Source organism: Achromobacter sp. 01N37, assembly GCF_056399725.1.
In genome coordinates this window covers 208,842-231,119 of sequence record NZ_JBFTRX010000009.1, presented here as the reverse complement: position 1 = coordinate 231,119, position 22,278 = coordinate 208,842, and the positions used below count along the sequence as shown (strand labels likewise).

At 63.9% G+C, this 22,278-nt stretch carries 21 protein-coding genes and 1 pseudogene; 13 read left to right on the top strand and 9 right to left on the bottom strand.

Annotated features, from left to right (window positions below):
* A pseudogene (locus AC1DSJ_RS20155) lies at window positions 1–123 on the top strand (IS110 family transposase); the annotation flags it as partial.
* 1,124 nt (window positions 124–1,247) lie between these two features.
* On the opposite strand, the gene rodA reads toward AC1DSJ_RS20155, so the two are convergent.
* The 5 genes from rodA to AC1DSJ_RS20130 all read right to left on the bottom strand — a co-directional run bounded on the left by rodA (window position 1,248) and on the right by AC1DSJ_RS20130 (window position 6,884).
* A complete protein-coding gene (gene rodA / locus AC1DSJ_RS20150) occupies window positions 1,248–2,384 on the bottom strand; it encodes a rod shape-determining protein RodA (protein ID WP_476760374.1) in 1,137 nt (378 codons plus the stop codon).
* The gene (gene mrdA, locus AC1DSJ_RS20145; RefSeq protein ID WP_054420683.1) at window positions 2,384–4,309 is read right to left on the bottom strand and encodes a penicillin-binding protein 2; all 1,926 of its coding nucleotides are present in this window, start codon (window positions 4,307–4,309) and stop codon (window positions 2,384–2,386) included. Before mrdA ends, rodA begins: the two co-directional genes overlap by 1 nt.
* Window positions 4,310–4,324: 15 nt before the next feature.
* Window positions 4,325–4,885, bottom strand: a complete 561-nt coding sequence (gene mreD, locus AC1DSJ_RS20140) for a rod shape-determining protein MreD (RefSeq protein WP_054420684.1) — start codon at window positions 4,883–4,885, stop codon at window positions 4,325–4,327.
* Window positions 4,872–5,756: a rod shape-determining protein MreC gene (gene mreC / locus AC1DSJ_RS20135; RefSeq protein ID WP_054420685.1), complete on the bottom strand. Its 885-nt coding sequence runs from the start codon at window positions 5,754–5,756 to the stop codon at window positions 4,872–4,874. Before mreC ends, mreD begins: the two co-directional genes overlap by 14 nt.
* Before the next feature lie 84 nt (window positions 5,757–5,840).
* Window positions 5,841–6,884: a rod shape-determining protein gene (locus AC1DSJ_RS20130; protein WP_006216320.1), complete on the bottom strand. Its 1,044-nt coding sequence runs from the start codon at window positions 6,882–6,884 to the stop codon at window positions 5,841–5,843.
* Between the two features lie 227 nt (window positions 6,885–7,111).
* Here AC1DSJ_RS20130 and gatC point away from each other — a divergent pair, with 227 nt between their 5' ends.
* From gatC to AC1DSJ_RS20105, 5 genes are all read left to right on the top strand, one after another.
* Window positions 7,112–7,420, top strand: a complete 309-nt coding sequence (gatC, locus tag AC1DSJ_RS20125; protein ID WP_054420686.1) for an Asp-tRNA(Asn)/Glu-tRNA(Gln) amidotransferase subunit GatC — start codon at window positions 7,112–7,114, stop codon at window positions 7,418–7,420.
* Between the two features lie 3 nt (window positions 7,421–7,423).
* Window positions 7,424–8,950 (top strand): Asp-tRNA(Asn)/Glu-tRNA(Gln) amidotransferase subunit GatA, encoded by a 1,527-nt coding sequence (gatA, locus tag AC1DSJ_RS20120; RefSeq protein WP_054420687.1) that lies wholly within the window; start codon window positions 7,424–7,426, stop codon window positions 8,948–8,950.
* 106 nt (window positions 8,951–9,056) lie between these two features.
* Complete coding sequence (gatB, locus tag AC1DSJ_RS20115) at window positions 9,057–10,514, top strand: Asp-tRNA(Asn)/Glu-tRNA(Gln) amidotransferase subunit GatB (protein ID WP_054420688.1); 1,458 nt, start codon at window positions 9,057–9,059, stop codon at window positions 10,512–10,514.
* A 102-nt stretch (window positions 10,515–10,616) separates the two neighbouring features.
* The gene (locus AC1DSJ_RS20110; RefSeq protein ID WP_054420689.1) at window positions 10,617–10,865 is read left to right on the top strand and encodes a hypothetical protein; all 249 of its coding nucleotides are present in this window, start codon (window positions 10,617–10,619) and stop codon (window positions 10,863–10,865) included.
* Entirely contained in the window at window positions 10,862–11,320 is a 459-nt protein-coding gene (locus tag AC1DSJ_RS20105) for a type II toxin-antitoxin system VapC family toxin (protein WP_054420690.1), read from the top strand. Before AC1DSJ_RS20110 ends, AC1DSJ_RS20105 begins: the two co-directional genes overlap by 4 nt.
* Window positions 11,321–11,359: 39 nt before the next feature.
* Here AC1DSJ_RS20105 and pyrE read toward each other — a convergent pair whose 3' ends face one another.
* Window positions 11,360–12,082, bottom strand: coding sequence for an orotate phosphoribosyltransferase (gene pyrE / locus AC1DSJ_RS20100; protein WP_156336313.1), 723 nt, complete (start codon window positions 12,080–12,082; stop codon window positions 11,360–11,362).
* Window positions 12,083–12,181: 99 nt separating this feature from the next.
* Here pyrE and AC1DSJ_RS20095 point away from each other — a divergent pair, with 99 nt between their 5' ends.
* The gene (locus AC1DSJ_RS20095) at window positions 12,182–12,970 is read left to right on the top strand and encodes an exodeoxyribonuclease III (protein ID WP_054420691.1); all 789 of its coding nucleotides are present in this window, start codon (window positions 12,182–12,184) and stop codon (window positions 12,968–12,970) included.
* Here AC1DSJ_RS20095 and AC1DSJ_RS20090 read toward each other — a convergent pair.
* Complete coding sequence (locus AC1DSJ_RS20090) at window positions 12,967–13,941, bottom strand: LysR substrate-binding domain-containing protein (RefSeq protein ID WP_441371986.1); 975 nt, start codon at window positions 13,939–13,941, stop codon at window positions 12,967–12,969. The two genes, AC1DSJ_RS20095 and AC1DSJ_RS20090, sit on opposite strands and share 4 nt — an antisense overlap.
* Window positions 13,942–14,052: 111 nt before the next feature.
* Here AC1DSJ_RS20090 and AC1DSJ_RS20085 point away from each other — a divergent pair, with 111 nt between their 5' ends.
* A complete protein-coding gene (locus AC1DSJ_RS20085) occupies window positions 14,053–14,664 on the top strand; it encodes a LysE family translocator (protein ID WP_441371985.1) in 612 nt (203 codons plus the stop codon).
* Between the two features lie 422 nt (window positions 14,665–15,086).
* Complete coding sequence (gene gdhA, locus AC1DSJ_RS20080; RefSeq protein WP_476760373.1) at window positions 15,087–16,433, top strand: NADP-specific glutamate dehydrogenase; 1,347 nt, start codon at window positions 15,087–15,089, stop codon at window positions 16,431–16,433.
* A 165-nt stretch (window positions 16,434–16,598) separates the two neighbouring features.
* Here the strand turns inward: gdhA and AC1DSJ_RS20075 are convergent, their stop codons facing one another.
* Window positions 16,599–17,090 (bottom strand): copper chaperone PCu(A)C, encoded by a 492-nt coding sequence (locus tag AC1DSJ_RS20075; protein ID WP_054420694.1) that lies wholly within the window; start codon window positions 17,088–17,090, stop codon window positions 16,599–16,601.
* A 19-nt stretch (window positions 17,091–17,109) separates the two neighbouring features.
* A complete protein-coding gene (locus AC1DSJ_RS20070) occupies window positions 17,110–18,009 on the bottom strand; it encodes a LysR family transcriptional regulator ArgP (RefSeq protein ID WP_054420695.1) in 900 nt (299 codons plus the stop codon).
* A gap of 148 nt (window positions 18,010–18,157) precedes the next feature.
* Here AC1DSJ_RS20070 and AC1DSJ_RS20065 point away from each other — a divergent pair, with 148 nt between their 5' ends.
* The 4 genes from AC1DSJ_RS20065 to AC1DSJ_RS20050 all read left to right on the top strand — a co-directional run bounded on the left by AC1DSJ_RS20065 (window position 18,158) and on the right by AC1DSJ_RS20050 (window position 22,275).
* Entirely contained in the window at window positions 18,158–18,790 is a 633-nt protein-coding gene (locus tag AC1DSJ_RS20065; protein WP_054420696.1) for a LysE/ArgO family amino acid transporter, read from the top strand.
* Between the two features lie 138 nt (window positions 18,791–18,928).
* Window positions 18,929–19,885, top strand: coding sequence for a LysR substrate-binding domain-containing protein (locus tag AC1DSJ_RS20060; protein WP_441371984.1), 957 nt, complete (start codon window positions 18,929–18,931; stop codon window positions 19,883–19,885).
* 211 nt (window positions 19,886–20,096) lie between these two features.
* A complete protein-coding gene (locus tag AC1DSJ_RS20055; protein ID WP_175170313.1) occupies window positions 20,097–21,260 on the top strand; it encodes an ABC transporter substrate-binding protein in 1,164 nt (387 codons plus the stop codon).
* Between the two features lie 142 nt (window positions 21,261–21,402).
* Window positions 21,403–22,275 carry a branched-chain amino acid ABC transporter permease gene (locus AC1DSJ_RS20050; RefSeq protein WP_006216335.1) on the top strand — a complete coding sequence of 291 codons (873 nt, stop codon included), beginning with the start codon at window positions 21,403–21,405 and terminating at the stop codon, window positions 22,273–22,275.
* The last annotated feature ends 3 nt before the right edge of the window (window positions 22,276–22,278 follow it).

The window sequence follows — 22,278 nt, the reverse complement described above, 5'->3', positions numbered from 1 at the left end:
TTGGCCGCGGGCAAGACCAAGATGTCGGCCCTGGGCGCCTGCATGCGCAAGGTGGTACATCTGTGCTTCGGTGTGCTCAAGACGCGGCAACCTTATAGGCCTGATTACGCTTTTTCTACTTGACGGCCAAGACGGTATCTTCGGATTCCCTCGGGCTTATCGACGCCCCGCGCCCCGCAGGCCACCGCCGCCACGGGCTCGGGTAGTTGCAATCTGACGTCAGCTGGGGCGAGTCGTTTTCTTAGGGTTCTCACCACGGGTTTTGGGTGGTGGAAGATCTTGCGGGGCCCGCTCCAGGCCGGCCGCACGGGCGGCCTTTTGGAGCTTACGCGCGGTGCGGCGTCGTCGCGGTATTCGCTTCGCGTGTGGCTGTTTTGTTGAGGTTCTTCTTTGGCGAAGCTGGTCGCTCGGGAGATTTTGCGGGGTCGTCCCTTGTCGGCCGCGCAGGCGGCCTCGGGGACTTGGCGGCGTCTTGCAATTGATGATGCCGCTGCGCGCCTGCAGACACTGGCCTTGCGGGGCTTGCGTCAACCCGGCCGCGCAGGCGGCCTTTTGACGCTATCGCAGTGTGCTACGGCGTGACGATGTTAATTGTCTTCGTGGGATGGATAGCGTGTATGCGAGCGCATGTAACGCGTATCGGATTACTAACGGATGCCCGATGGGTTACGCGCGATTGAATCCGCATTCGCGACATGCAGCGCTTCACCCATCCTAAGAATGATGCCCCCCACTTGAACCCCGGTGCGTGGCGCGCAATGGGTCAACACGCGCAAGACGGTGTGCGCTGCGCGCCACCCTTTACCCCCCAAAAATCTGCGGCGGGACCATTAGAAAACGACTCCCCGCATTCGCGAAAGCGAACACCGCGCAAACGCCCACCACCGCGTATGCCGAGTAAGGCCGCCCGCGCGGCCGCCACTCGGCGGGCCCCGCAGCACTCGTCACTAAGACACACCCTAGCAGCGCTACGAACCAAGACGGCGGCAGCCGCGCAACCTCGATGCGCCCGAGGGAATCTGAAGGGAAGGCCAAAGGCCTGGACGAAGATGACGAGGGGGACGTCCGGAGCGAAGGCTCCGGACCGCAATCGTGGGCGCGCGCAGGCAGGGCCACCGCGACGACGGGCGACCTACGAAGCGCTACGACTGACCTACGAAGCTCGACGACCGACCCACGAAGCTCTCCAGCCAATCTACGAAAGGCCTACAACCGACCCACGAAGATCAACGACCGCCGCCAAACAATCAAGCCTTAACTGACCGATGCCGGCTAATACTCATCATGATTCCGAACGCGATCCCCATCGTAAACAACGCCGTCCCCCCATAACTCATGAACGGCAACGGCACACCGACGACAGGCAAAATCCCCGTCACCATGCCGACGTTTACGAATACGTAGATGAATAGCATCATCGTCAGCGCCCCCGACAACAGCCGTCCGAACTGCGACGCTGCGCGCGACGCGATGGTCAGGCCGCGGGCCATCATCAGACCGTACAGCACCAGAATGGCAATGCCGCCGTACAGGCCGAATTCCTCGGCGTACACCGCGAAAATGAAGTCTGTCGTGCGCTCGGGGATGAAGTCCAGGTGTGTCTGCGTGCCCTTCATGTAGCCCTTGCCGTACACGCCGCCCGAACCCACCGCGATCATTGATTGGATCGTATGGAAGCCCTTACCCAGTGGGTCAGAACTAGGATTCAGCAGCGTGCAGACCCGGTGCTTTTGGTAGTCGTGCAGCACCACCCAATTCACGTCCGGTTCGCACAACTGGTCTTCGTAGTAAACCAGCGTGCCAATCGCGATGATGCCGRCCAGCATCACCGGCACCAGCAGCTTGAACGACAGGCCGGCGAAGTAGATCACGAAGAAACCGGCGCCGAACACCAGCAACGCCGTGCCCAGGTCGGGTTGAAGCACGATCAGGCCGAACGGGGCGGCCAGCATCGCGGCGGCGGCCAGGAAGTCGCGGATGCGCACCGCGCCCTCGTGGCGCTGGAAGTACCAGGCCAGCATCATCGGCACGGCGATCTTCATCATCTCGGATGGCTGGATGCGCGTTACGCCCAGGTTCAGCCAGCGGGTCGCGCCCTTGCTGGTTTCGCCGAAGAACTCCACGCCCAGCAGCAGCACCACGCCCACCACGTAAAACGGCAAGGCCAGCTTCATCAGCCACTTTGGCGGGATCAGCGCCATCGTCCACATCGCGAAAAACGCGATGATGAAATTGCGCGACTGCTCGGCGAAACGCCAGTCCGTGCCGCCCACGGCGGAATGCATCACGGTCAGGCCCAGCGCGGCGAACATCAGCAAGATGGCCAGCAGCGGCCAATCAAATGCCGTGAACACGCGTAACAGGATAAGGCCCAAGCGCTTCATTATTGGCGCACCACGTCGGAGGTAATGGTTTCGACCGACGCCAGGGGGTCACTGCGGTCGGGCCGCACAATCTTGTCCTGCCGGTCTTTGGCCAGCCAATAGTCGAATACCTTGCGCGCCACAGGCGCCGCCACGCTGGCGCCCCAGCCCGCGTTTTCGACAATCAACGACACCGCGATGCGCGGGTGCTCAAGCGGTGCGAAGCCCATGAACAAGGCGTGGTCGCGCAGGCGTTCGTCGATGGCGCTGGCGCGGTAGTGGCCGCCGCGCAGGCTGAACACCTGCGCGGTGCCGGTCTTGCCGGCGGCTTGGTATGGTGCGTTGGCGAAGGCGCGGCGCGCCGTGCCGGCACGCACCACGTCCGCCATCGCGTTCTTGATGACGTCCACGTTCGCCTGCTTCAACGGAATACGGTAATCAGGGGTGGACTCGGTGGGCTTGGCCACGCCGGAGCGCGGGTCGCGCACCGCGTGCACCAGATGCGGACGGCGAAACAGGCCGTTGTTGGCCAGCGTCGACGTGCCTTGCGCCAGCTGCAACAGCGTGAACGCGTTGTAGCCCTGGCCCACGGCAACCGAAATGGTTTCGCCGGCATACCAGCGCTGGCGGTCCTTGTCCTTGTAGGCCGAACGCTTCCAGTCGGTGGACGGCAGCACGCCGCGCTTCTCGCCTTCCAGGTCGATGCCGGTGATCTGGCCAAAGCCGAATTGCTTGGTGAAATCGTGCAGCGCGTTCACGCCGATCTCAGGGCCGAGCGAATAGAAATACGTGTCGGACGACACAACGATCGCCTTGTGCATGTCGGTCATGCCGTAGGCCGCGCCACCCGCGTTGCGGAATTTCTGTCCGCCAAATTCGTAGTAGCCCGGGTCCGAAATGCGATCCGTCGCGCGGCGCTTGCCCAGTTCCAGGGCGGCCAGGCCGACGAAGGGCTTGTAGGTGGAGCCGATGGGGTACGTGCCGTAGAGGGGACGGTTGATCAGCGGGTGGTCCGGCGATTCATTCAGCATGCGCCAGTTGTCCACGTCGATGCCGTCCACGAACAGATTGGGGTCAAACGACGGTTGCGACACAAAGGCCAGCACTTCACCCGTGTCCGGGTCGATGGCGACAAGCGCGCCGCGCTGGCCTTCGAAGGCTTCTTCCGCCACCTTCTGCAAGCCCAGGTCGATGGACAGCATGATGTCCGACCCGGGCACCGGGTCGATGCGGCGCAACGTGCGCATGGGGCGGCCGCCTGCGGTGACTTCGACTTCTTCCAAGCCGGTGCGGCCGTGCAGTTGTTCTTCCCAGGTTTTCTCGATGCCCTTCTTGCCGATGACATCGGTGCCGCGATAGTTGCCCAGCTGGCCGGCGCGTTCCAGCTCTTCGTTGTCGCCTTCGGCGATGCGGCCGATATAGCCCACCACGTGCGCGGCAGATACGCCCTGCGGATATTCGCGCACCCAGCGCGCGCGCAGCTCAACGCCCGGAAACTGGAACGCGTGCGCGGCGAACCAGGCGGCTTCGGTCTCGTTCAAGTTGTTGCGCAGTTGCAGGCTGGCGTAGCGGCTGGATTCCGCCGCGCGCCGCTTGAAGCGCCGCTGATCGGACGGGCTGATATAGACCACTTCGGTCAGGCGTTCGAACAGCTCGTTCATGTTGCCGGCGTGGGCGGGCACCACTTCCAGCGTATAGGTGCGGTAGTTGCGCGCCAGCACTTCGCCATTGCGGTCCAGGATCTCGCCGCGGCGCGGCGGAATCGGCACCACCGCGATGCGGTTGCGGTCGGCGCGTTCAGACAGGCCTTCGTAGCGGTCCACCTGCAAGTACCAGAACCGGCCCACCAGCACGCCGAAACACGCCAGGGCGAACACGCCGCCCACCCAGGCGCGCAGGCGGAAGCGCTGCTTTTGCTGCTGGCCGGTTTTCTTGAATTCAAACATGAGGCGACGCCGCCATCAGGCGGAGGAAGATTCGGCGTCGTCGGCACCGCGCTGCGGCAAGTGCAGGACCCAACCCGCCAACGGCCACAGGGCGGCGGTGATGGCCACGCTGATCGTCCAGTCCCAGCCCGGCCATTTGCCGGCCAGCCAGGCGTGAATGATCTGGGTCAGGAAACGGGCGATGAAGAAGACAGGCAACATGTGCATCGCCTGGCTCCAGAGGTCGAACCGTTGGAGCCGGCGGTGCAGCACCACGGCGCCGTAGGCGACCAGGGTGTAGGACAACGCGTGCTCGCCAAGCAGGCCCGCATCGTGCACATCCATCAGCAAGCCGAAGAAGAAGGCAGTGAACAAGCCGACGCGGCGCGGCTCGTGCACGCACCAGAAGGCGATGATCAGCAGCAGCACATCGGGCGCGCCTTGCCACAAGCGCCACGGCAGCAACGACACCAGCCACACCAGCAGCAGCGTGCCCCAGACGAACACGCCGTGCGCCGGACCAGACAGGCGGTCGGGGTGCACATTGCTGGGCGTACCCAGGCGGCGCCTGGGTTGCGATTGATTAGTCCGATCCACCGGAATCGACCTCCTGACGGTTGGACTCGGCGCGGGCCACATCTACCTGGAGCACCAGGAAGTGGCGATAGCGTTCGGGATGGGCCAGCGGTTCACACACGGCGCGGGCGAAACCAGAAGCGGTATCGCGTTCGACCGAGGTCACTTTGGCCACGGGCAGGCCGGCAGGGAACAAACCGCCGACGCCGCTGGTAACGATAGTATCCCCTTCCTTGATGTCCGCATTGGCGGCAAGGTAACGGACTTCCATCTTGCCGGGCGAGTTGCCGCCAAAGGCAATCAGGCGCAGGCCGTTGCGCAGCAGTTGCACAGGGATGGACACTTGCTCATCAGTGACCAGCGCGGCTTCGGCCGTCATCGGCGTCACGCGAACGATCTGGCCGACCACCCCGCCTTCGTCGATGACGGGCATGCCCGGCGCCAGGCCAGCTTTGCTGCCCTTGTTGAACACCAGCCGCTGCGTGAACGCGTTGGTGGGTTCGTACATCACTTCGACCACCACCGCCGATTGCGCCACGGTATCGGTCACACCCAGCAGACGGCGCAATTGCGCGTTTTCGGCGGCCAATTGGGCAGCATGCGACGCCACCTGGGCCAGCTCGATACGCTGGCGCTGCAAGGCTTCGTTTTCACTGCGGATAAGGTTGGCCGCGTTGACCCATTCGTTGACCTGTTGCACAAGGTCACGCGGCGCCATGACGGCGCGCTGGAAGGGGTAAATCGCCACGGACATCGCACGGCGTGCTGGTTCCAGCATGCGAAATTGCGAATCAATGATGATCAGGGCCAAAGCAAGGACGACCAGAACGACCAGCCGCACCTCCGCAGGTGGGCCGCGCCTGAATAGGGGAGGAGTCCCTTGTCGTTGCATGAATCTCAGCCCGGACGCCCGCGTCCGTAGCCACCGCAGCGGCCGGAGCCGGAAAAAAGCGGGGCTCCGGGCTGGCGGGCGGTATTAGTCGTTGATGAAGATGGCGCCCAGTTTCTCAAGGTGTTCCAGCGCCTCGCCGCAACCGCGCACGACGCAGGTCAGGGGATCATCGGCCACCACGACGGGCAGACCGGTTTCTTCCTGAAGCAGGCGATCGAGATCGCGCAGCAGCGCGCCGCCACCGGTCAGGGCGATGCCCTTGTCGGTGATGTCGGCGCCGAGTTCGGGCGGAGTTTGCTCAAGGGCGATCTTCACAGCGGATACGATCTGGTTCAGCGGATCGGTCAGCGATTCCAGGATCTCATTGGAAGAGACCGTGAAGCTGCGCGGCACGCCTTCGGCCAGATTGCGGCCCTTGACTTCGATTTCGCGGACTTCGGAACCCGGGAATGCGGAACCGATTTCCTTCTTGATCAGTTCGGCGGTGGGTTCGCCGATCAGCATGCCGTAGTTGCGGCGGATGTAGTTGACGATGGCCTCGTCGAACTTGTCACCGCCCACGCGCACCGAGCCCTTGTAGACCATGCCGCCCAGCGAAATGACCGCCACTTCCGTGGTGCCGCCGCCGATGTCGACGACCATGGAGCCGCTGGCATCGGACACGGCCAGGCCGGCGCCGATGGCCGCGGCCATGGGTTCTTCGATCAGGAAGACGTGGGACGCGCCCGCGCCCAACGCGGATTCGCGAATGGCGCGGCGTTCGACCTGGGTCGAGCCGCAAGGCACGCAGACGATAATGCGCGGACTGGGCGCCAGCATGTTGCGGGGGTGCACCATGCGAATGAACTGTTTGAGCATCTGTTCGGTGACCGTGAAGTCGGCGATAACGCCATCCTTCATGGGCCGAATGGCCTCGATATTGCCGGGAACTCGGCCAAGCATTTGCTTGGCTTCGTGGCCGACGGCCTGGATGATCTTTTTGCCGTGAGGCCCGCCTTCATGACGGATTGCGACCACGGAGGGCTCATCGAGCACGATGCCCTTGCCGCGGACGTAAATCAGCGTATTGGCGGTACCGAGGTCAATCGCCATATCGCTGGAAAAATAACTGCGCAGGAATCCGAACATGGGAGCTCAGCTAAATTCTGGGGGGAATTGGGTTCATGCCGCGGGGCGTTTGGCCCGAAAAAGGTCGGGTCCGCCTGTCATCACGGCGATTAAACCGTGAATCATAACTTATAATTTCACCGGAAATAGCGCATAAATGCAGGCTATTCAAGCTTTGTAACGGTATTGGTGCGTACATACTGCCCAGTCCCGCCCTTCGGCCTTCGCTTATCGATTTTGCAATCCCTATGGCGCTCAATGACACAGATGTGGCCCGCATTGCCCGGCTGGCCAGAATCGAACTGACCCCCGACCAGCGCACGCTTGCGCAGGCCGAACTTAACGGCATCCTCCACCTGATCGAACGGCTTCAGTCCGTCGACACCCAAGGCGTCGAACCCCTGGCTCACCCCCTGTCCGCCCATGAGGACATTGTGCTGCGCCTGCGTGAAGACGCCGTGACCGAGACCAGCTCGGAAGCCCGCCGCCAGGAACTTCTGGCCAACGCCCCCGACGCCCAGGAAGGCTTGTTCCTGGTCCCGAAAGTGCTGGATTAAGCCATGACCAAACCCGCCTTGCATACCCAATTCGAGGGGATCGCCGCCTTGCGCGCGGCCCTCGCCCAACGCCAGGTCAGCGCCGTCGAGCTTGCGCAAAGCGCGCTCGCGGCCGCCGACGCGGCCAGCGGTCTGAATTGCTTTTTACATATTGACGCTGAATTGACGCTGGCCCAGGCCCGCGCCGCCGACGCCGCGCTGGCCGATGGCTCGGCCGGCCCGTTGGCCGGTGTGCCCATCGCCCACAAAGACGCGTTCGTGACGCGCGGCTGGCGCACCACCGCTGGCAGCAAGATGCTGGACGGCTACGTCAGCCCGTTTGACGCCACCGTCGTCGAGCGCCTGAGCGCGGCCGGCGCCGTGTCCATCGGCAAGCTGAACTGCGACGAATTCGCCATGGGTTCCGGCAACGAGAATTCGGCCTACGGCGTCGTGAAGAACCCCTGGGATCACGCCGCGGTTCCGGGCGGATCGTCGGGTGGTTCGGCCGCAGCCGTGGCCGCCCGCCTGGTCGCCGCCGCCACCGGCACCGACACCGGCGGCTCGGTGCGCCAGCCCGCCGCCCTGTGCGGCGTCAGCGGCATCAAACCGACTTACGGCACGGTGTCGCGCTTTGGCATGGTCGCCTTCGGTTCCAGCCTGGATCAGGCCGGCCCGCTGGCGCAAAGCAGCCGCGACCTGCTCGAACTGCTGGATGTCGTCAGCGGCTTCGATCCGCGTGATGCCACCAGCCTGGAAAAGTGCGACGCCGCCGTGAACGAACCCGGCCGCGTCCGCCGCGATTTCGACTCGGTTCAGGCCTCGTTTGACGCCGCTGGCAGCCAGCCCCTGAAGGGCCTGCGCATCGGCGTGCCGGAAGAATATTTCGGCGCCGGTCTGGCCGCCGATGTGGCCGCCGCGGTGGAAGCCGCGCTGGCCCAATTCGAAGCGCTGGGCGCCGTGCGCGTGCCCGTGTCGCTGCCGCGCACGGAACTCGCCATCCCGGCCTACTACGTCATCGCCCCGGCCGAAGCGTCCAGCAACCTGGCCCGCTACGACGGCGTGCGCTACGGCCACCGCACCGAGCAGTACGGCGACCTGAACGAGATGATCAGCCGCTCGCGCGCCGAAGGCTTCGGCGACGAGGTCAAGCGCCGCATCCTGATCGGCACCTACGTGCTGTCGCACGGCTACTACGACGCCTACTACTTGCAAGCGCAACGCCTGCGCCGCCTGATCGCGCAAGACTTCCAGCGCGCCTACGCCGGCCAGTGCGACGTGATCATGGGCCCGGTCACGCCGACGGTCGCCAAGAACATCGGCGACAACCGCGACGACCCCACGGCCGACTGGCTGGCCGACATCTACACGCTGGGCGTGAGCCTGGCCGGCTTGCCCGCGATGTCGATCCCGTGCGGCTTCGGCGGCGACAACGGCAAGCGCCCGGTCGGTTTGCAGATCATTGGCAACTACTTCGACGAAGGCCGCCTGTTGGCCATCGCCGACCGCTACCAACAAGTCACCGACTGGCACAAGCGGTCTCCGCTCTGATGATGCCCCCACGCTCACTTCGCTCGCTGCCCCCAAAGGGGGCTGCCTGCGTTTGGGGCGGCCCGGCGCCGCAGCGCTGCGGCACTACTGATTGGAACTACAGATAATGAACTGGGAAATCGTCATCGGCCTGGAAACGCACACCCAGCTTTCCACCGACTCCAAGATTTTTTCGGGTAGCAGCACGCAATTCGGCGCCGCGCCCAACACGCATGCCAACGTGGTTGACCTGGCCTTGCCGGGCAGCCTGCCGGTCATGAACCGCGGTGCGGCGGAACGCGCCATCCGCTTCGGTCTGGCCGTGGGCGCGACCATCGCGCCGCGCTCGGTCTTTGCGCGCAAGAACTACTTCTACCCCGACCTGCCCAAGGGCTACCAGATCAGCCAATACGAGCTGCCGGTGGTTGTCGGCGGCACGCTGTCGTTCTTCGTCGGCGAAGAAGAAAAGACCATCAACCTGACGCGCGCCCACCTTGAAGAAGACGCCGGCAAATCGCTGCACGACGACTTCACGCTGGCCAACGGGTCGCCTGCCAGCGGCATCGACCTGAACCGCGCCGGCACGCCGCTGCTGGAAATCGTGACCGAGCCCGAAATGCGCTCGGCCGCCGAAGCCGTGTCCTACGCCCGCGCGCTGCACAGCCTGGTGGTCTGGCTGGGCATCTGCGACGGCAACATGCAGGAAGGCTCGTTCCGCTGCGACGCCAACGTCTCCGTGCGCCCGGTGGGCCAGAAGGAATTCGGCACCCGCACCGAGATCAAGAACGTCAACTCGTTCCGCTTCCTGGAACGCGCCATCGTTTACGAAGCGCGCCGCCAGATCGAGCTGATCGAAGACGGCGGCACGGTTGTGCAGGAAACGCGCCTGTACGACGCCGACCGCGACGAAACGCGCAGCATGCGCAGCAAGGAAGACGCGCACGACTACCGCTACTTCCCGGACCCCGACCTGCCCACGCTGGTGATTTCCAGCGCGTGGGTGGACGAAGTGCGCGCCGCGATGCCCGAACTGCCGGCCGCCCAGCGCGCCCGCTTCGAAACGCAATACGGCCTGCCCGCCTACGACGCCGCGCAACTGACCGTCAGCCGCGATCTGGCCGCTTACTTCGAAGCCGTGGCGCACGCGCTGCCGGCGGGCCAAGCCAAGCTGGCCGCGAACTGGGTCATGGGTGAAGTCGCCGCCGCCTTGAACAAGGACGAAAAGAGCATCGCCGATTCGCCCGTGCAAGCACCGGCACTGGCTGCCCTGATTGGCCGCATCATCGACGGCACGATCTCCAACAAGATCGCCCGCGAAGTTTTCGGTGCGATGTGGGCGGGTGAAAACGGCGGGGATGCCGACGCCATCATCGACGCGCGCGGCTTGAAGCAGATCAGCGACACGGGCGCCATCGGCGCCATGATCGATGAGGTGCTGGCCGCCAACCCGGCGATCGTGGAAGAGTACCGGGCCGGCAAGCAAAAGGCGTTCAATTCGCTGGTAGGCCAGATCATGAAGGCCGCTCGCGGCAAGGCCAACCCGCAGCAAGTGAACGACCTGCTCAAGCAGAAGCTCGACAACTGACAGCCCCAACGGGGATCAGTCTGATAAAAGGCCGCGGCACATTGCCGCGGCCTTTTATTTTGCGAAGAATGGGGATGGCCAATTTTTGATCGGAGCCCCCCGATGTCTGACTACATCGAAGTGCCGCAGGAAGCGGTTGCAAAGCAGCTCGATACGTTGATCGCCGCGGCGCAAAGCGGCGCGCGTATCGTCATCGTGAAAGATGGAAAAGCCCGTGCCTACATACGGCCGGCGAATCCTGATATGACCGAAGACATGTACGACGCCATCTTGGCGTTGCGGGGCTTCGCGTTGGACCGGGGCATTTCGGACGAACAAGTCCGCGCCTGGATAACCGAGGACCAGCGATGAAAACCGTACTGGATGCGTCGGTCGCGCTCGCCTGGTTGCTCGCGCGAAATGATTGCACCGAGGCCATGATGGCAAGGCACTTGTTGGATCAGGCCCAGCATTTCCAGATACGCGTTCCTCGCCATTGGCATGCCGAGGTAGGCAACGGCATGCTTCGAATACAGCGGGCGAGGGTGGTGACTGCGGATGAAGTGGCCGCTTTCGTCGCCGCACTTGAGCGCTTGGCGGTGCTGCCTGATCAGCCGCACACGGCTGATCAGTGGTGGGCCATCCACCAAATTGCACTCACGCACGGTTTGACGGCCTATGACGCCGCCTACGTTGAGCTTGCAGCCAGGTCAGGCGGCGACTTGGCGACGTTCGACAGAAAGTTGGCCGATGCGGCACGCGCCCATGGGGTACCCGTGCTCGGCCAGCCCCATGGCGTCGCCGAACCGCTGGCGCGCTATGGCTGACCGGGCGCGCGGCGACTGCACGGCCCGAATCGAAGCCCCTTACTTCACCCCGTACTTCGTGCGGTACGCCTGCACCGCATCGCGGTTTTCCGCGAACGACGTGTCGTCTTGCAGCAGCGCCATGATGTCCGACAGCGATGCAATGGCCACCACGGGAATGCCGTAGGTCTTGGCCACGTCCTGCACGGCCGAGTGCGCTGACAGAGCGTCGTCGGGGCCGGCGCGTTCCATGCGGTCCATGGCGATCAGCACGGCGGCCGGTTCTGCACCCGCGTTGCGGATGATTTCCACCGATTCACGCACCGACGTGCCTGCCGTGATCACGTCGTCAATGATGACGACCTTGCCCTTGAGCGGTGCGCCGACCAGCGTGCCGCCTTCGCCGTGGTCCTTGGCTTCCTTGCGGTTGTAGGCAAAGGGCACGTCGCCACGGCCGTCCATGCCGGGGTGCGCGGCCAGTGCCACAGCCGTGGCGGTGGCCAGCGGGATGCCCTTGTACGCCGGGCCGAACAACATGTCGAATTCCACACCCGAATCCAGCAGCGCCTGGGCGTAGAACTGCGCCAGCTTGCCGACCGAGCGGCCGCTGTTGAACAGGCCAGCGTTGAAGAAATAGGGGCTGATCCGGCCCGACTTGACCTTGAAGCTGCCAAAACGCAGCACGCCTTCGTTCAGGGCAAAGCGGACAAAATCCAGGGAAGTGGCAGTAGAGGTGGCGGCGGGCATGCGAGAGGTCCGGTAGAAGATGGCAAACGCCCGCATTTTATCCGTTGTCAGGGCTATTCCCGAGCGGTCGCGCCGAGTCGGTTAAATTCCTGGCATTGTTCCGGCCCCTGGCGGCCGCTCTACAGGAGTTTCGCTTTGCTGCGCATCACGTCGATCAATCTCAACGGCATCCGGTCCGCCTTTCGCAAGGGCCTGCAACCCTGGATGGAAAAGCATGCCGCAGACGTCCTTTGCCTTCAGGAAATCAAGATCGCCGACGCCGATCTGACTGACGATCTGCGTCACCCGCCTGGCTACACCGGCCACTTCCATCACGCGGTGAAGAAGGGCTACAGCGGCGTGGGCATCTACCTGCGCGACGCGGCCGAACGCGTGAACATCGGCCTGGGCTGCGATGAATTCGACCCCGAAGGCCGCATCATCCGTGCGGACTGGAAGAACCTGTCGGTGATCAGCGCCTACCTGCCCTCGGGCTCCAGCGGCGACGAACGCCAGCAAGCCAAGTACCGCTTCCTGGACCGCTTCGGCCCGTGGATCGACGCCTTGATGCACGAACACAAAACCACCGGCCGCGAGTTCGTTATCTGTGGCGATTGGAACATCGCGCACAAGGAAATCGACCTGAAGAACTGGAAGGGCAACCTGAAGAATTCGGGCTTCCTGCCCGAAGAGCGCGCGTGGCTGACCGACGTGTTCGACAAGCGCGGCTTTGTGGACGTTTTCCGCACCATCGACGACCGGCCCGACCAGTACACGTGGTGGAGCAACCGCGGCCAGGCCTGGGCGAAGAACGTGGGGTGGCGTATCGATTACCAGATCGCCACGCCCGGCATCGCCGCGCGCGCCCGCAACGTCGCCATCTACAAAGACGAGCGCTTCTCGGACCACGCACCGTTGACGATCGACTACGACACCACGCTCTAAGCTACGCCGGGCGGGGTTGCGTCTGGCGTGGCAACGCTCGACGCAGCTACGCCCGACGTAGCGACGCCCGACGCAGCACCGGCCGACGTATCGGCGCCCACCGCCTCACGCAGCGACCGTTCGGCCTCTTGCCGCAGCCATGCCAGAAACGCCGCCGCGCGTGGATCATTGACGAACGGCCGGGGCGACAGCAGGAAGTACGCGGACCCATCGCGGACAAAGCCGTACGGCGCCTCCAACCGGTGATCCCGCAGCGCATCCCGCGCCATCAGCGCCGAACCGATGGCGACGCCCAGGCCCGCCGCAGCCGCTTGCAGGCTCAGATAAAAATGCTCATAGACCAGGCCGGCGCGGCGCGGCGGCTTGCGTCCTGCCGCCTGCGCCCATTGCCGCCACGCGCGCGGGCGCGTGGCGCTACCCAACGCCACGCCGTCGTTCCAATTCGCTGCCTCTTCCCGGCCCGGCCGGCACACCGGCCCCGTCCATTCATCGCACACCCGCTCCGCATGCAGCGCCGCGTCCCATTCAAAATCATTGCGTCTGAACGCCACATCCACCCCCTGCGCCGCGAAATCGACCGCGCCACCCGCCGCGTAAAGATGCACCTGCACGCCAGGATGGGTGCGCTGAAAATCGGGCAGGCGGGGAATCAGCCACATCATGGCGATCGTGGGTTCACAGGACACAACGAGAGGCGCGGCCGTGTCCGGCTGCTGCAACTGCGCCAACCCCGCCCTCAACTGCTCGAACAGGCCTTGCGTCACGGCAAGCAGCTGGCGCCCTGCATCGGTTAGAAAAACAGCTCGATTCCGGCGTTCGAACAGCGTCAATCCCAGCGCCTCTTCCAGCAGCTTGATCTGACGGCTGACTGCGCCATGGGTGACATGCAGCTCTTCAGCGGCACGGCCAAACGCTTCATGGCGGGCGGCGGCATCGAAGACGCGCAGCGAATTGAGCGGGGGCAGTTTCATGGCAATCGTTGATTTTTTCTGACGGATATCCGGCATTAAAAATCGTTTTTCACCGCCACGCCAGGGTCACACAATAGGCGCCCTTTCCCGATATCCCTGCCTCTGCCCGCCATGACCGAACTCATTGCCGTCGCCCTCATCACCCTGCTCGCGGTCATCAGCCCGGGGCCGGACTTTGCCATGGTGACGCGTTACAGCTATCAGTTCGGCCGGCGCACCGGGCTGGTCTGCGCGCTGGGCATCGGGCTGGGTGTGCAGGTCCATGTGTTCTATACGATGTTCGGGGTGAGCCTCTTGGCCCATTACGCGCAGCCGGTGCTGCAGGGCATCAAACTGGCTGGCGCCTGCTATCTCGTCTACATGGGGTGGAAGACCTTCTTCAACCGCACCCCGGTCAACCAGGACCTGTCTGCGCCGCCCGCCATCACGGCCTGGCAAGCGGTGGCCAGCGGCTTTCTGACGAATGCGCTCAACCCCAAGACCACGCTATTCGTGATCAGCACCTATACCCAGGTGGTGTCGCCCGGCACGCCGCTGGCGCAGCAGTTCGGCTATGGGCTGTTCATGTCGTTCGCACATTGGCTGTGGTTCAGCGTGGTGGCGTGGTCGATCTCATCAGACGGCTTGCGCCGCCTGTTGCTGGGGCACCAGCGGGGGGTCGACCGCGTGGTGGGCGTCGTCTTGATGCTGCTGGGCGCCGCATTGGCGGTCGTTCAGGTGTGATGCCCGAGCTGCCCAAGATCAAATAAATATTGGGGACGCATGGAAAGAAATTTAGACAGCCACCAAGAAGACCACCCCCTGCACCAGCCTTTGTTTACGGGGTACACGCCCCCGTTCTGCTCGACAGTCCATACCCATTTAAATGGGGACGCATTAAATTTCCCTGCAAATTCAAGCGCTGCGTGTTTTTCACGCCAAATTTCAGCTTGTTTTCAACTTCGTCACGCATTAATACGTCCCCATTAATAATCAGAAAAAAGTCTTTTGATATCAAGCGCCTGGCCGCATTTTCCAGCTTTGCGCAGGGCAGCAATTTTCCCTACACTTGCGCACCAAGCCGGTGCAGTTCATGCACCAGAATAAATATTCAGCGCCCCACAATGGCGCAATCCGCACCTATTCGAAGCACCCCCGAGGAGATCATGTTGAAAGTGCAGAGTCTGGACGACTTCCTGCGTGGCGTCGCCGCGCGCGACCCGCAGCAGCCTGAATTCATGCAAGCCGTCCAGGAGGTGATGCTGAGCTTGTGGCCGTTCATCGAAAAGCACCCCCACTACGCCGAGCACGCCCTGCTTGAGCGCCTGGTGGAGCCGGAACGCGTGATCCAGTTCCGCGTGTGCTGGACCGATGACCAGGGCCGCGCCCAGGTCAACCGCGCTTTCCGCATTCAGCACAGCTCGGCCATTGGCCCGTTCAAGGGCGGCATGCGCTTTCACCCGTCGGTGAACCTGTCCATCCTGAAGTTCCTGGCGTTCGAACAAACGCTGAAGAACTCGCTGACGACGCTGCCCATGGGCGGCGGCAAGGGCGGTTCGGACTTTGACCCCAAGGGCAAGTCCGACGCCGAAGTCATGCGCTTCTGCCAGGCGCTGATGATCGAGCTGTATCGCCATCTGGGTCCGGACACCGACGTCCCCRCCGGCGATATCGGCGTGGGCGCGCGCGAAGTCGGCTTCATGGCCGGCATGATGAAAAAGCTGTCGAACTCCACGGCCAGCGTCTTCACCGGCAAGGGCCTGACGTTCGGCGGCAGCCTGATCCGCCCCGAAGCCACCGGCTACGGCACCGTCTACTTCGCGGAAGAAATGCTCAAGCGCGTGGGCAAGTCGTTTGACGGCCTGCGTGTCTCGGTCTCGGGGTCGGGCAACGTGGCGCAATACGCCATCGAAAAGGCCATGTCGCTGGGCGCCAAGGTGGTGACGGTGTCGGATTCGAACGGCACGGTCGTCGACGAAGCCGGCTTCACGCATGAAAAGCTGGTTGCGCTGATGCACATCAAGAACGACCTGCGCGGCCGTCTGGACACGTACGCCCAGCAATTCGGTTTGAAGTACGAAGCGGGCAAGCGTCCGTGGCACGTGCCGGTTGACGTGGCGCTGCCGTGCGCAACCCAGAACGAACTGGAATTGGCCGACGCCCAGACGCTGATCAAGAACGGCGTGCTGTGCGTGGCGGAAGGCGCCAACATGCCAGCCACGCTGGATGCCGCCAAGGCATTCATCGCCGCCCGCGTGCTGTACGCCCCGGGCAAGGCCACCAACGCCGGCGGCGTGGCCGTGTCGGGCCTGGAAATGGCCCAGAACTCGGCCCGTCTGGCCTGGACGCGCGAAGAAGTCGACGCGCGCCTGCACGCCATCATGCGCGACATCCACGAGAACTGCGTGCGCCACGGCCACAGCGAACGCGAATACGTCAACTACCTGGACGGCGCCAACATCGCCGGCTTCGTCAAGGTTGCCGACGCCATGCGCCAGCAAGGCCTGTATTGATTCTGCCGATGCGCGCGGGGCATTGCGCCCCTTCGCGCGTTGCAAATCCAAAGCAGGTCACAAAGCCCTGACGCGTCACAAAACCCTAACGCGTCACAAAAAAATGGCGGCCCCATGTTTCATGGGCCGCCATTTTTTATTGCTCCGCCAGCGGCGGCATCAGATTCAGTGCTTCATCGCGCCGTGGTCGTGGCTCATGCCGGGGTTGTGCGAGGCCGGCTTGACCTTGAACTGCACCGCCACTTCACCCGCCTTTTCGAACTTCAGCGTGGCGGGCACGGTTGCGCCATCGGTGAACGGCGCCTTCAGCTTGATGAACATGACGTGATAGCCGCCCGGGCTGAGCTTGACCTCTTTGTCTGCGGGCAAGACGATGCCGCCTTCAACCTGGCGCATCTTCGACACGCCGTTCTCGGTCTGCACCGTGTGCAGCTCGACACGCTCGGCGGCGTCGGACGACACCGACAGCAAGCGGTCTTCGGTCTTGGCGTCGTTGTCGATATCCATATAACCCGCCCCGTTCGACTGCCCCGGCGCCGACGCCCGGACCCACAGGTCGTCAACTTCAATCTGGCCGACCTTATAGTCCTTCGCCCAAGCCGAGCCGGCCGTACACAAGCCCAATGCGGCAATGACTGCGAACTTGCGGATGTTCATGGGGTGTCCTCCTAGTGGGTTAACGCCGCCGGACCAAGCTGCGGGCGGCTGACAGAACCGAATCGGTCAAGGCTTCCATCGCCTCGGAGTTTACCCGCCAATGCTGCCAATAAAGGGGCACATCCTCCCAGGCGCGCCCCCGAAGCAGCATCAGATGACCGGCATCAAGGTGTTCCTGCACAAGCGGCAGCGGATTCATCGTCCAGCCCAGCCCGCCCAGCGTCGCCTGCACGAACGCGCGCGTGGACGGCACCCACCAGACCGGCGGCTGCCAGGGCGCGGGGTCCGAGATCTTGTGTGCAAAGCGCGCCTGCAAGGCGTCCTTGCGGTTGAACACCAGCACCGGGGCCTGCGCCAGAGTTTGCGCGTTCACACCGCTTGCGAAATAGCGCTTGTGGAAATCGGGCGTACAGGTCGCCACGTAGCGCATGCTGCCCAGCGCGTGGATGCGGCAGCCCTGCACCGGGTCCGCCAGCGTCGTCACCGCCCCCAGCACCGAACCGTTGCGCAGCAGCGCGGCGGTGTGGTCCTGGTCTTCGGACAGCATGTCCAGCGTGGCGCGGGTGCGGGCCGAGAACGCCAGGGCCGCATCGACGAACCAGGTTTCCAGGCTGTCGTGATTGACCGCGATGGGGATGCTGGCGTGGGGCACATCGTCGTCCGTCACGCCCAAGCGGTTCAGCGCGTCGTGCTCCAGCAGCGCCGTCTGTTCGGCCAGTTGCACCAGCACCCGCCCATCCGCCGTGGCCGCCGCCGGCACCGTGCGCTGCACCAGCAAGCGGCCCATGCGGTCTTCCAGCGCCTTGATCCGCTGCGACACGGCCGACGGCGTCACGCTAAGCGACAAAGCGGCCCGCTCGAAACTGCCTTCGCGCACCACGGCGGCCAGCGCCCGCAGGTTGCCATGATCGATTTTCATAAATTAGTTTTGCTTAATATAGTGAAGGAAAATTAGCTGTATTTCATAGGGTGCGCAAGGGACAATTCGTTATCACCGGAGCGCGCAATGCGTCCGGCACCAACATCAAAGCGCCGCCACAGGCGTTGCAGTTACAGGTATTCGCATCATGTTCGCCACCCTTTCGTCCCCCCTCTTCCTGACCGCCTGGGCCAGCGGCACCGCCACGGGCCTGGGCTTGTTCGCCGTCGTCGGCGCGCAAAGCGCCTTCATCCTGCGCCAGGGCCTGATGCGCGCGCATCTGCTCAGCGTGGTCGCCATCTGCGCGCTGATCGACGCCGTCTTCATCTTTGCCAGCGTGTCCGGCCTGCAAGCGCTGACCGCCTGGTTCCCGTGGCTGACGACTGCCGTGCTGTGGTTCGGCGTGGCGTTCCTGTCCTGGTACGGCCTGCAATCCGCACGCCGCGCCTGGACCGCCACCGGCGGCCTGGCCGCCGCCCGCGAGGTAGTGCCGTCGCGCCGTGCCGCCATGTTGGGCGCGCTGGGCTTTTCGCTGCTGAACCCCCATTTCTGGCTGGACATGGTGGTAGTTGGCTCGCTGGCGCACGGCTTTGACGATGCCCGCATGGCATTTGCCGGCGGCGCGTTCACCGCCAGCTTGTTGTGGCTGGCCGTGCTGGGCATCGGTTCGCGCCTGTTCGCACCGTTCTTTGCCCGCGCATCGGCGTGGCGCGTGCTGGACGGCGTTATCGCGGTTGTCATGATCGGGCTGGCGATCAGCCTGGCAGTCAAGGGCGTCTAAGCCCCTTCTAGCAGCCGTCCTCCGGCAGACGGTTCCGCGCCGCCCCCGCCTGATGGCCGGGGCGGCGCTTTGCCATCACTTTTATAATCTTCCCGTTGCCACTCTTCGTCGGGCGCACGGCCGGCCCGCCAGACGATCATGCGCGGTTCCTCACTTCGCAGTGCCTCACTCTCCAAAGACGTGCGCCTGCCTCCGCTCGCCGCCATCCAGGCGTTCGAGGCGGCGGCGCGGCTGGGCTCTTTCGAACGCGCCAGCGAAGAACTCTTCGTGACCGCCAGCGCCATCGGCAAACGCATTGCCGCGCTGGAAGCCTTGCTGGACGTTTCCCTGTTCATTCGCAGCAGCCGTGGCGCCACGCTCAGCGCCGCCGGGCGCGACTACCTGAACCAGGTCCGCACCGCGCTGGACCTGCTGTCGGACGCCTCGCTGCACAAACGGGGTGAGCCCAAGCCAGAACCGCTGCGCGTCGTCTCCACGCCCACCTTCGCCCGGCAAGTGCTGATCCCCTACCTGCCCGGCTTCACCGCCGCGCACCCCGAGGTCGAGCTGGAGATCATGTTGTCCATTCCCTATCTGGACATCATGCCGCCCAACGCCGATGTCTGGGTGCGCTTTGGCAGCGGCAAGTATCCCGGCCTGACCGCAAGGCAATTGACGTCTGACCGCGTATTCGCAGTGTGCTCGCCCGCCTACCTGGCCGAACACGGCCCCTTTGACCGGCCGGAAGATCTGGCCCGTGCCGGCTTGCTGCGTTGCCCGATGGAGCCGTGGCGCCCCTGGCTGGCCGAAGCCGGGCTTGACTGGCCCGAGCCGTCACGCGGGGTCTGGCTGGTGGACCTGGGCATGATGCTGGCGGCGGCGCGCGCGGGCCAGGGCCTGGCGCTGACCCGCCGTTCGCTGGCGGCGGAATGGCTGGACGAGGGCAAGCTCGTGCGCGTGCTCGGCATCGACATCCCCGGCGAATCCCAATATCACCTTTGCACCGAAACCTCGCGGCCGCCCGGCAACGCGGTCCAAGCGTTTTCCCTATGGCTCGAAGACGTCTGCGAGCAAGCCTCCCAATGGCCACGCGGCCTGGCGGCCAGTCAGGAATAAATTTCCAGTCGGATGCGGAATGAATTTCCGCTACCCCTGCGCTCGTACTAGGTATTTACGCGGAAAAACCCCGCCGGGTCAGATTCGCGTAAGCGATTAAGCAGACAGTCACACCACGCAACACAGGAGCGCGCCGCAACATTGATTTCTCGCCGCCTGGCGCCGGCAACCGGTTTTCCACGCAGTCAATCTAATTACAACGGAGACATCCATGGATTTTCGTTTGAAGCTGCTAGCAGGAACCCTTGCATTTGCCGCATCGGCCGCGTCTTACGCCGCCGACCCCATCAAGATCGGCGTGGCCGGCCCGTACACCGGCGGCTCCTCATCCATGGGCGTCAGCATGCGCGACGGCGTGCGTCTGGCCATTGAAGAAATCAATAAGAACGGCGGCGTCCTCGGCCGCCAGCTGGTTGCCGTCGAACGCGACGACGAAGCCAAGAACGAGCGCGGCGTGCAGATCGCCCAGGAACTGATCAACAAGGAACAAGTGGCCGCCACCGTCGGCTACATCAACACCGGCGTGGCGCTGGCCTCGCAACGGTTCTACCAGGACGCCAAGATCCCCGTCTTCAACAACGTGGCAACAGGCAGCGTGATCACGCACCAGTTCAAGGCGCCGGAATACCCCGACAACTACGTGTTCCGCAATGCGGCGCATGACAGCATCCAGGCCCCGATGATCGTGGAAGAAGCGATCACGCGCCGCGGTTTCAAGAAGGTCGCCATCCTGGCCGACTCCACCAACTACGGCCAGCTTGGCCGCGAGGATCTGGAAAAGGCCCTGGACGCCAAGGGCATCAAGCCCGTGGCCGTTGAGAAATTCAACATCAAGGACGTCGACATGACGGCCCAGCTGTTGAAGGCCAAGTCCGCCGGCGCCGAAGCCGTGCTGACCTACGGCATCGGCCCCGAGCTGGCCCAGATCGCCAACGGCATGACCAAGCTGGGCTGGAAGGTGCCGATCATCGGCAGCTGGACCTTGTCGATGGCCAACTACATCGACAACTCCGGCGCCAACGGCGAAGGCGCGCGCATGCCGCAAACCTTCATCCAGGACCCCGACACGCCCAAGCGCAAGGCCTTCATCGACGCCTACCTGGCCAAGTTCAAGCCCAAGAACAACCGCATCGACTCCCCGGTGTCGGCGGCCCAGGGCTATGACTCGATCTTCTTGCTGGCCGCGGCCATCAAGCAGGCCAACTCCACCGACGGCCCCAAGGTCCGCGAGGCGCTTGAGAACCTGCAAACGCCCGTCGAAGGCGTGGTGATGACCTACAACAAGCCGTTCACCCACAACAACCACGACGCCATCTCCGCGAAGGAAGTGGTGATCGGCGAGGTCAAGGGCGGCCGCGTCGTCAAGGCCAACTAAGCCTGAAACAAGCAGGAAGGCGGCGGCTTCCCGGCCGCCGCCGCCCGCGCCCCGATGATCGGGTGCGGGGCATGCAGCCGTCTGAAAACAGCGTTCTGCCCAAGGGGGTTGGGACGGAACACAGCGCCTCAAGACACACACCATGATTCTTCTACAGCTCATCTATAGCGGTATCGCGCTAGGCATGATCTATGCCGTGATTGCGTTCGGGTACCAGCTCACCTTCGCCACATCCGGCACACTCAACTTCGGTCAAGGCGAAGCCTTGATGCTGGGCGCACTGGTCGGGCTGACGCTCGTCGGCCTGGGCGTGAACTACTGGGTCATGATCCCCATCGTCTGCATCTTCGGCTTCGCGCAAGGCGCGCTGGTCGAGCGAGTTGGCGTGCGGCCGGCCATCAAGACGCGATCGGAATTCGGCTGGATCATGGCCACCATCGCCTTGGGGATCATCTTCAAGAACGTGGCCGAAAACATCTGGGGCCGCGACGACTTGCGCTTCCCCTCGCCGCTGCCCGAAGCGCCCATCCAGGTGCTGGGCGCGAACGTCTTGCCGATGGAGCTGCTGGTTGTCTTCGGCGCGCTGGGCATGATGATTCTGGTGGAAATCTTCAACCGCAAATCCATCTACGGCAAAGCGTTTGTCGCCACGTCCAATGACCGCGACGCGGCTGGCCTGATGGGTATCAACACGGGCATGGTGATTACGTTCTCGTACGCGCTGTCGTCGCTGACCGCCGCGTTTGCGGGCGTGCTGGTCGCGCCACTGACGCTTACCGGCGCCACGATGGGCGCGGTGCTGGGCTTGAAGGCGTTCGCCGTGGCGATTATCGGCGGCCTGTCCAGCGGGATGGGTGTTGTGGTGGGCGGGCTGATCCTGGGGATCGCCGAAACGACCACCGGTTTCTATCTTTCGACGGGGTACAAAGACGTGCCGGGATTGGTGTTGCTGCTGCTCGTACTGACCTTCAAGCCCGCCGGCCTGTTCGGCAAGACCGCGATCAAGAAGGTGTAAGCG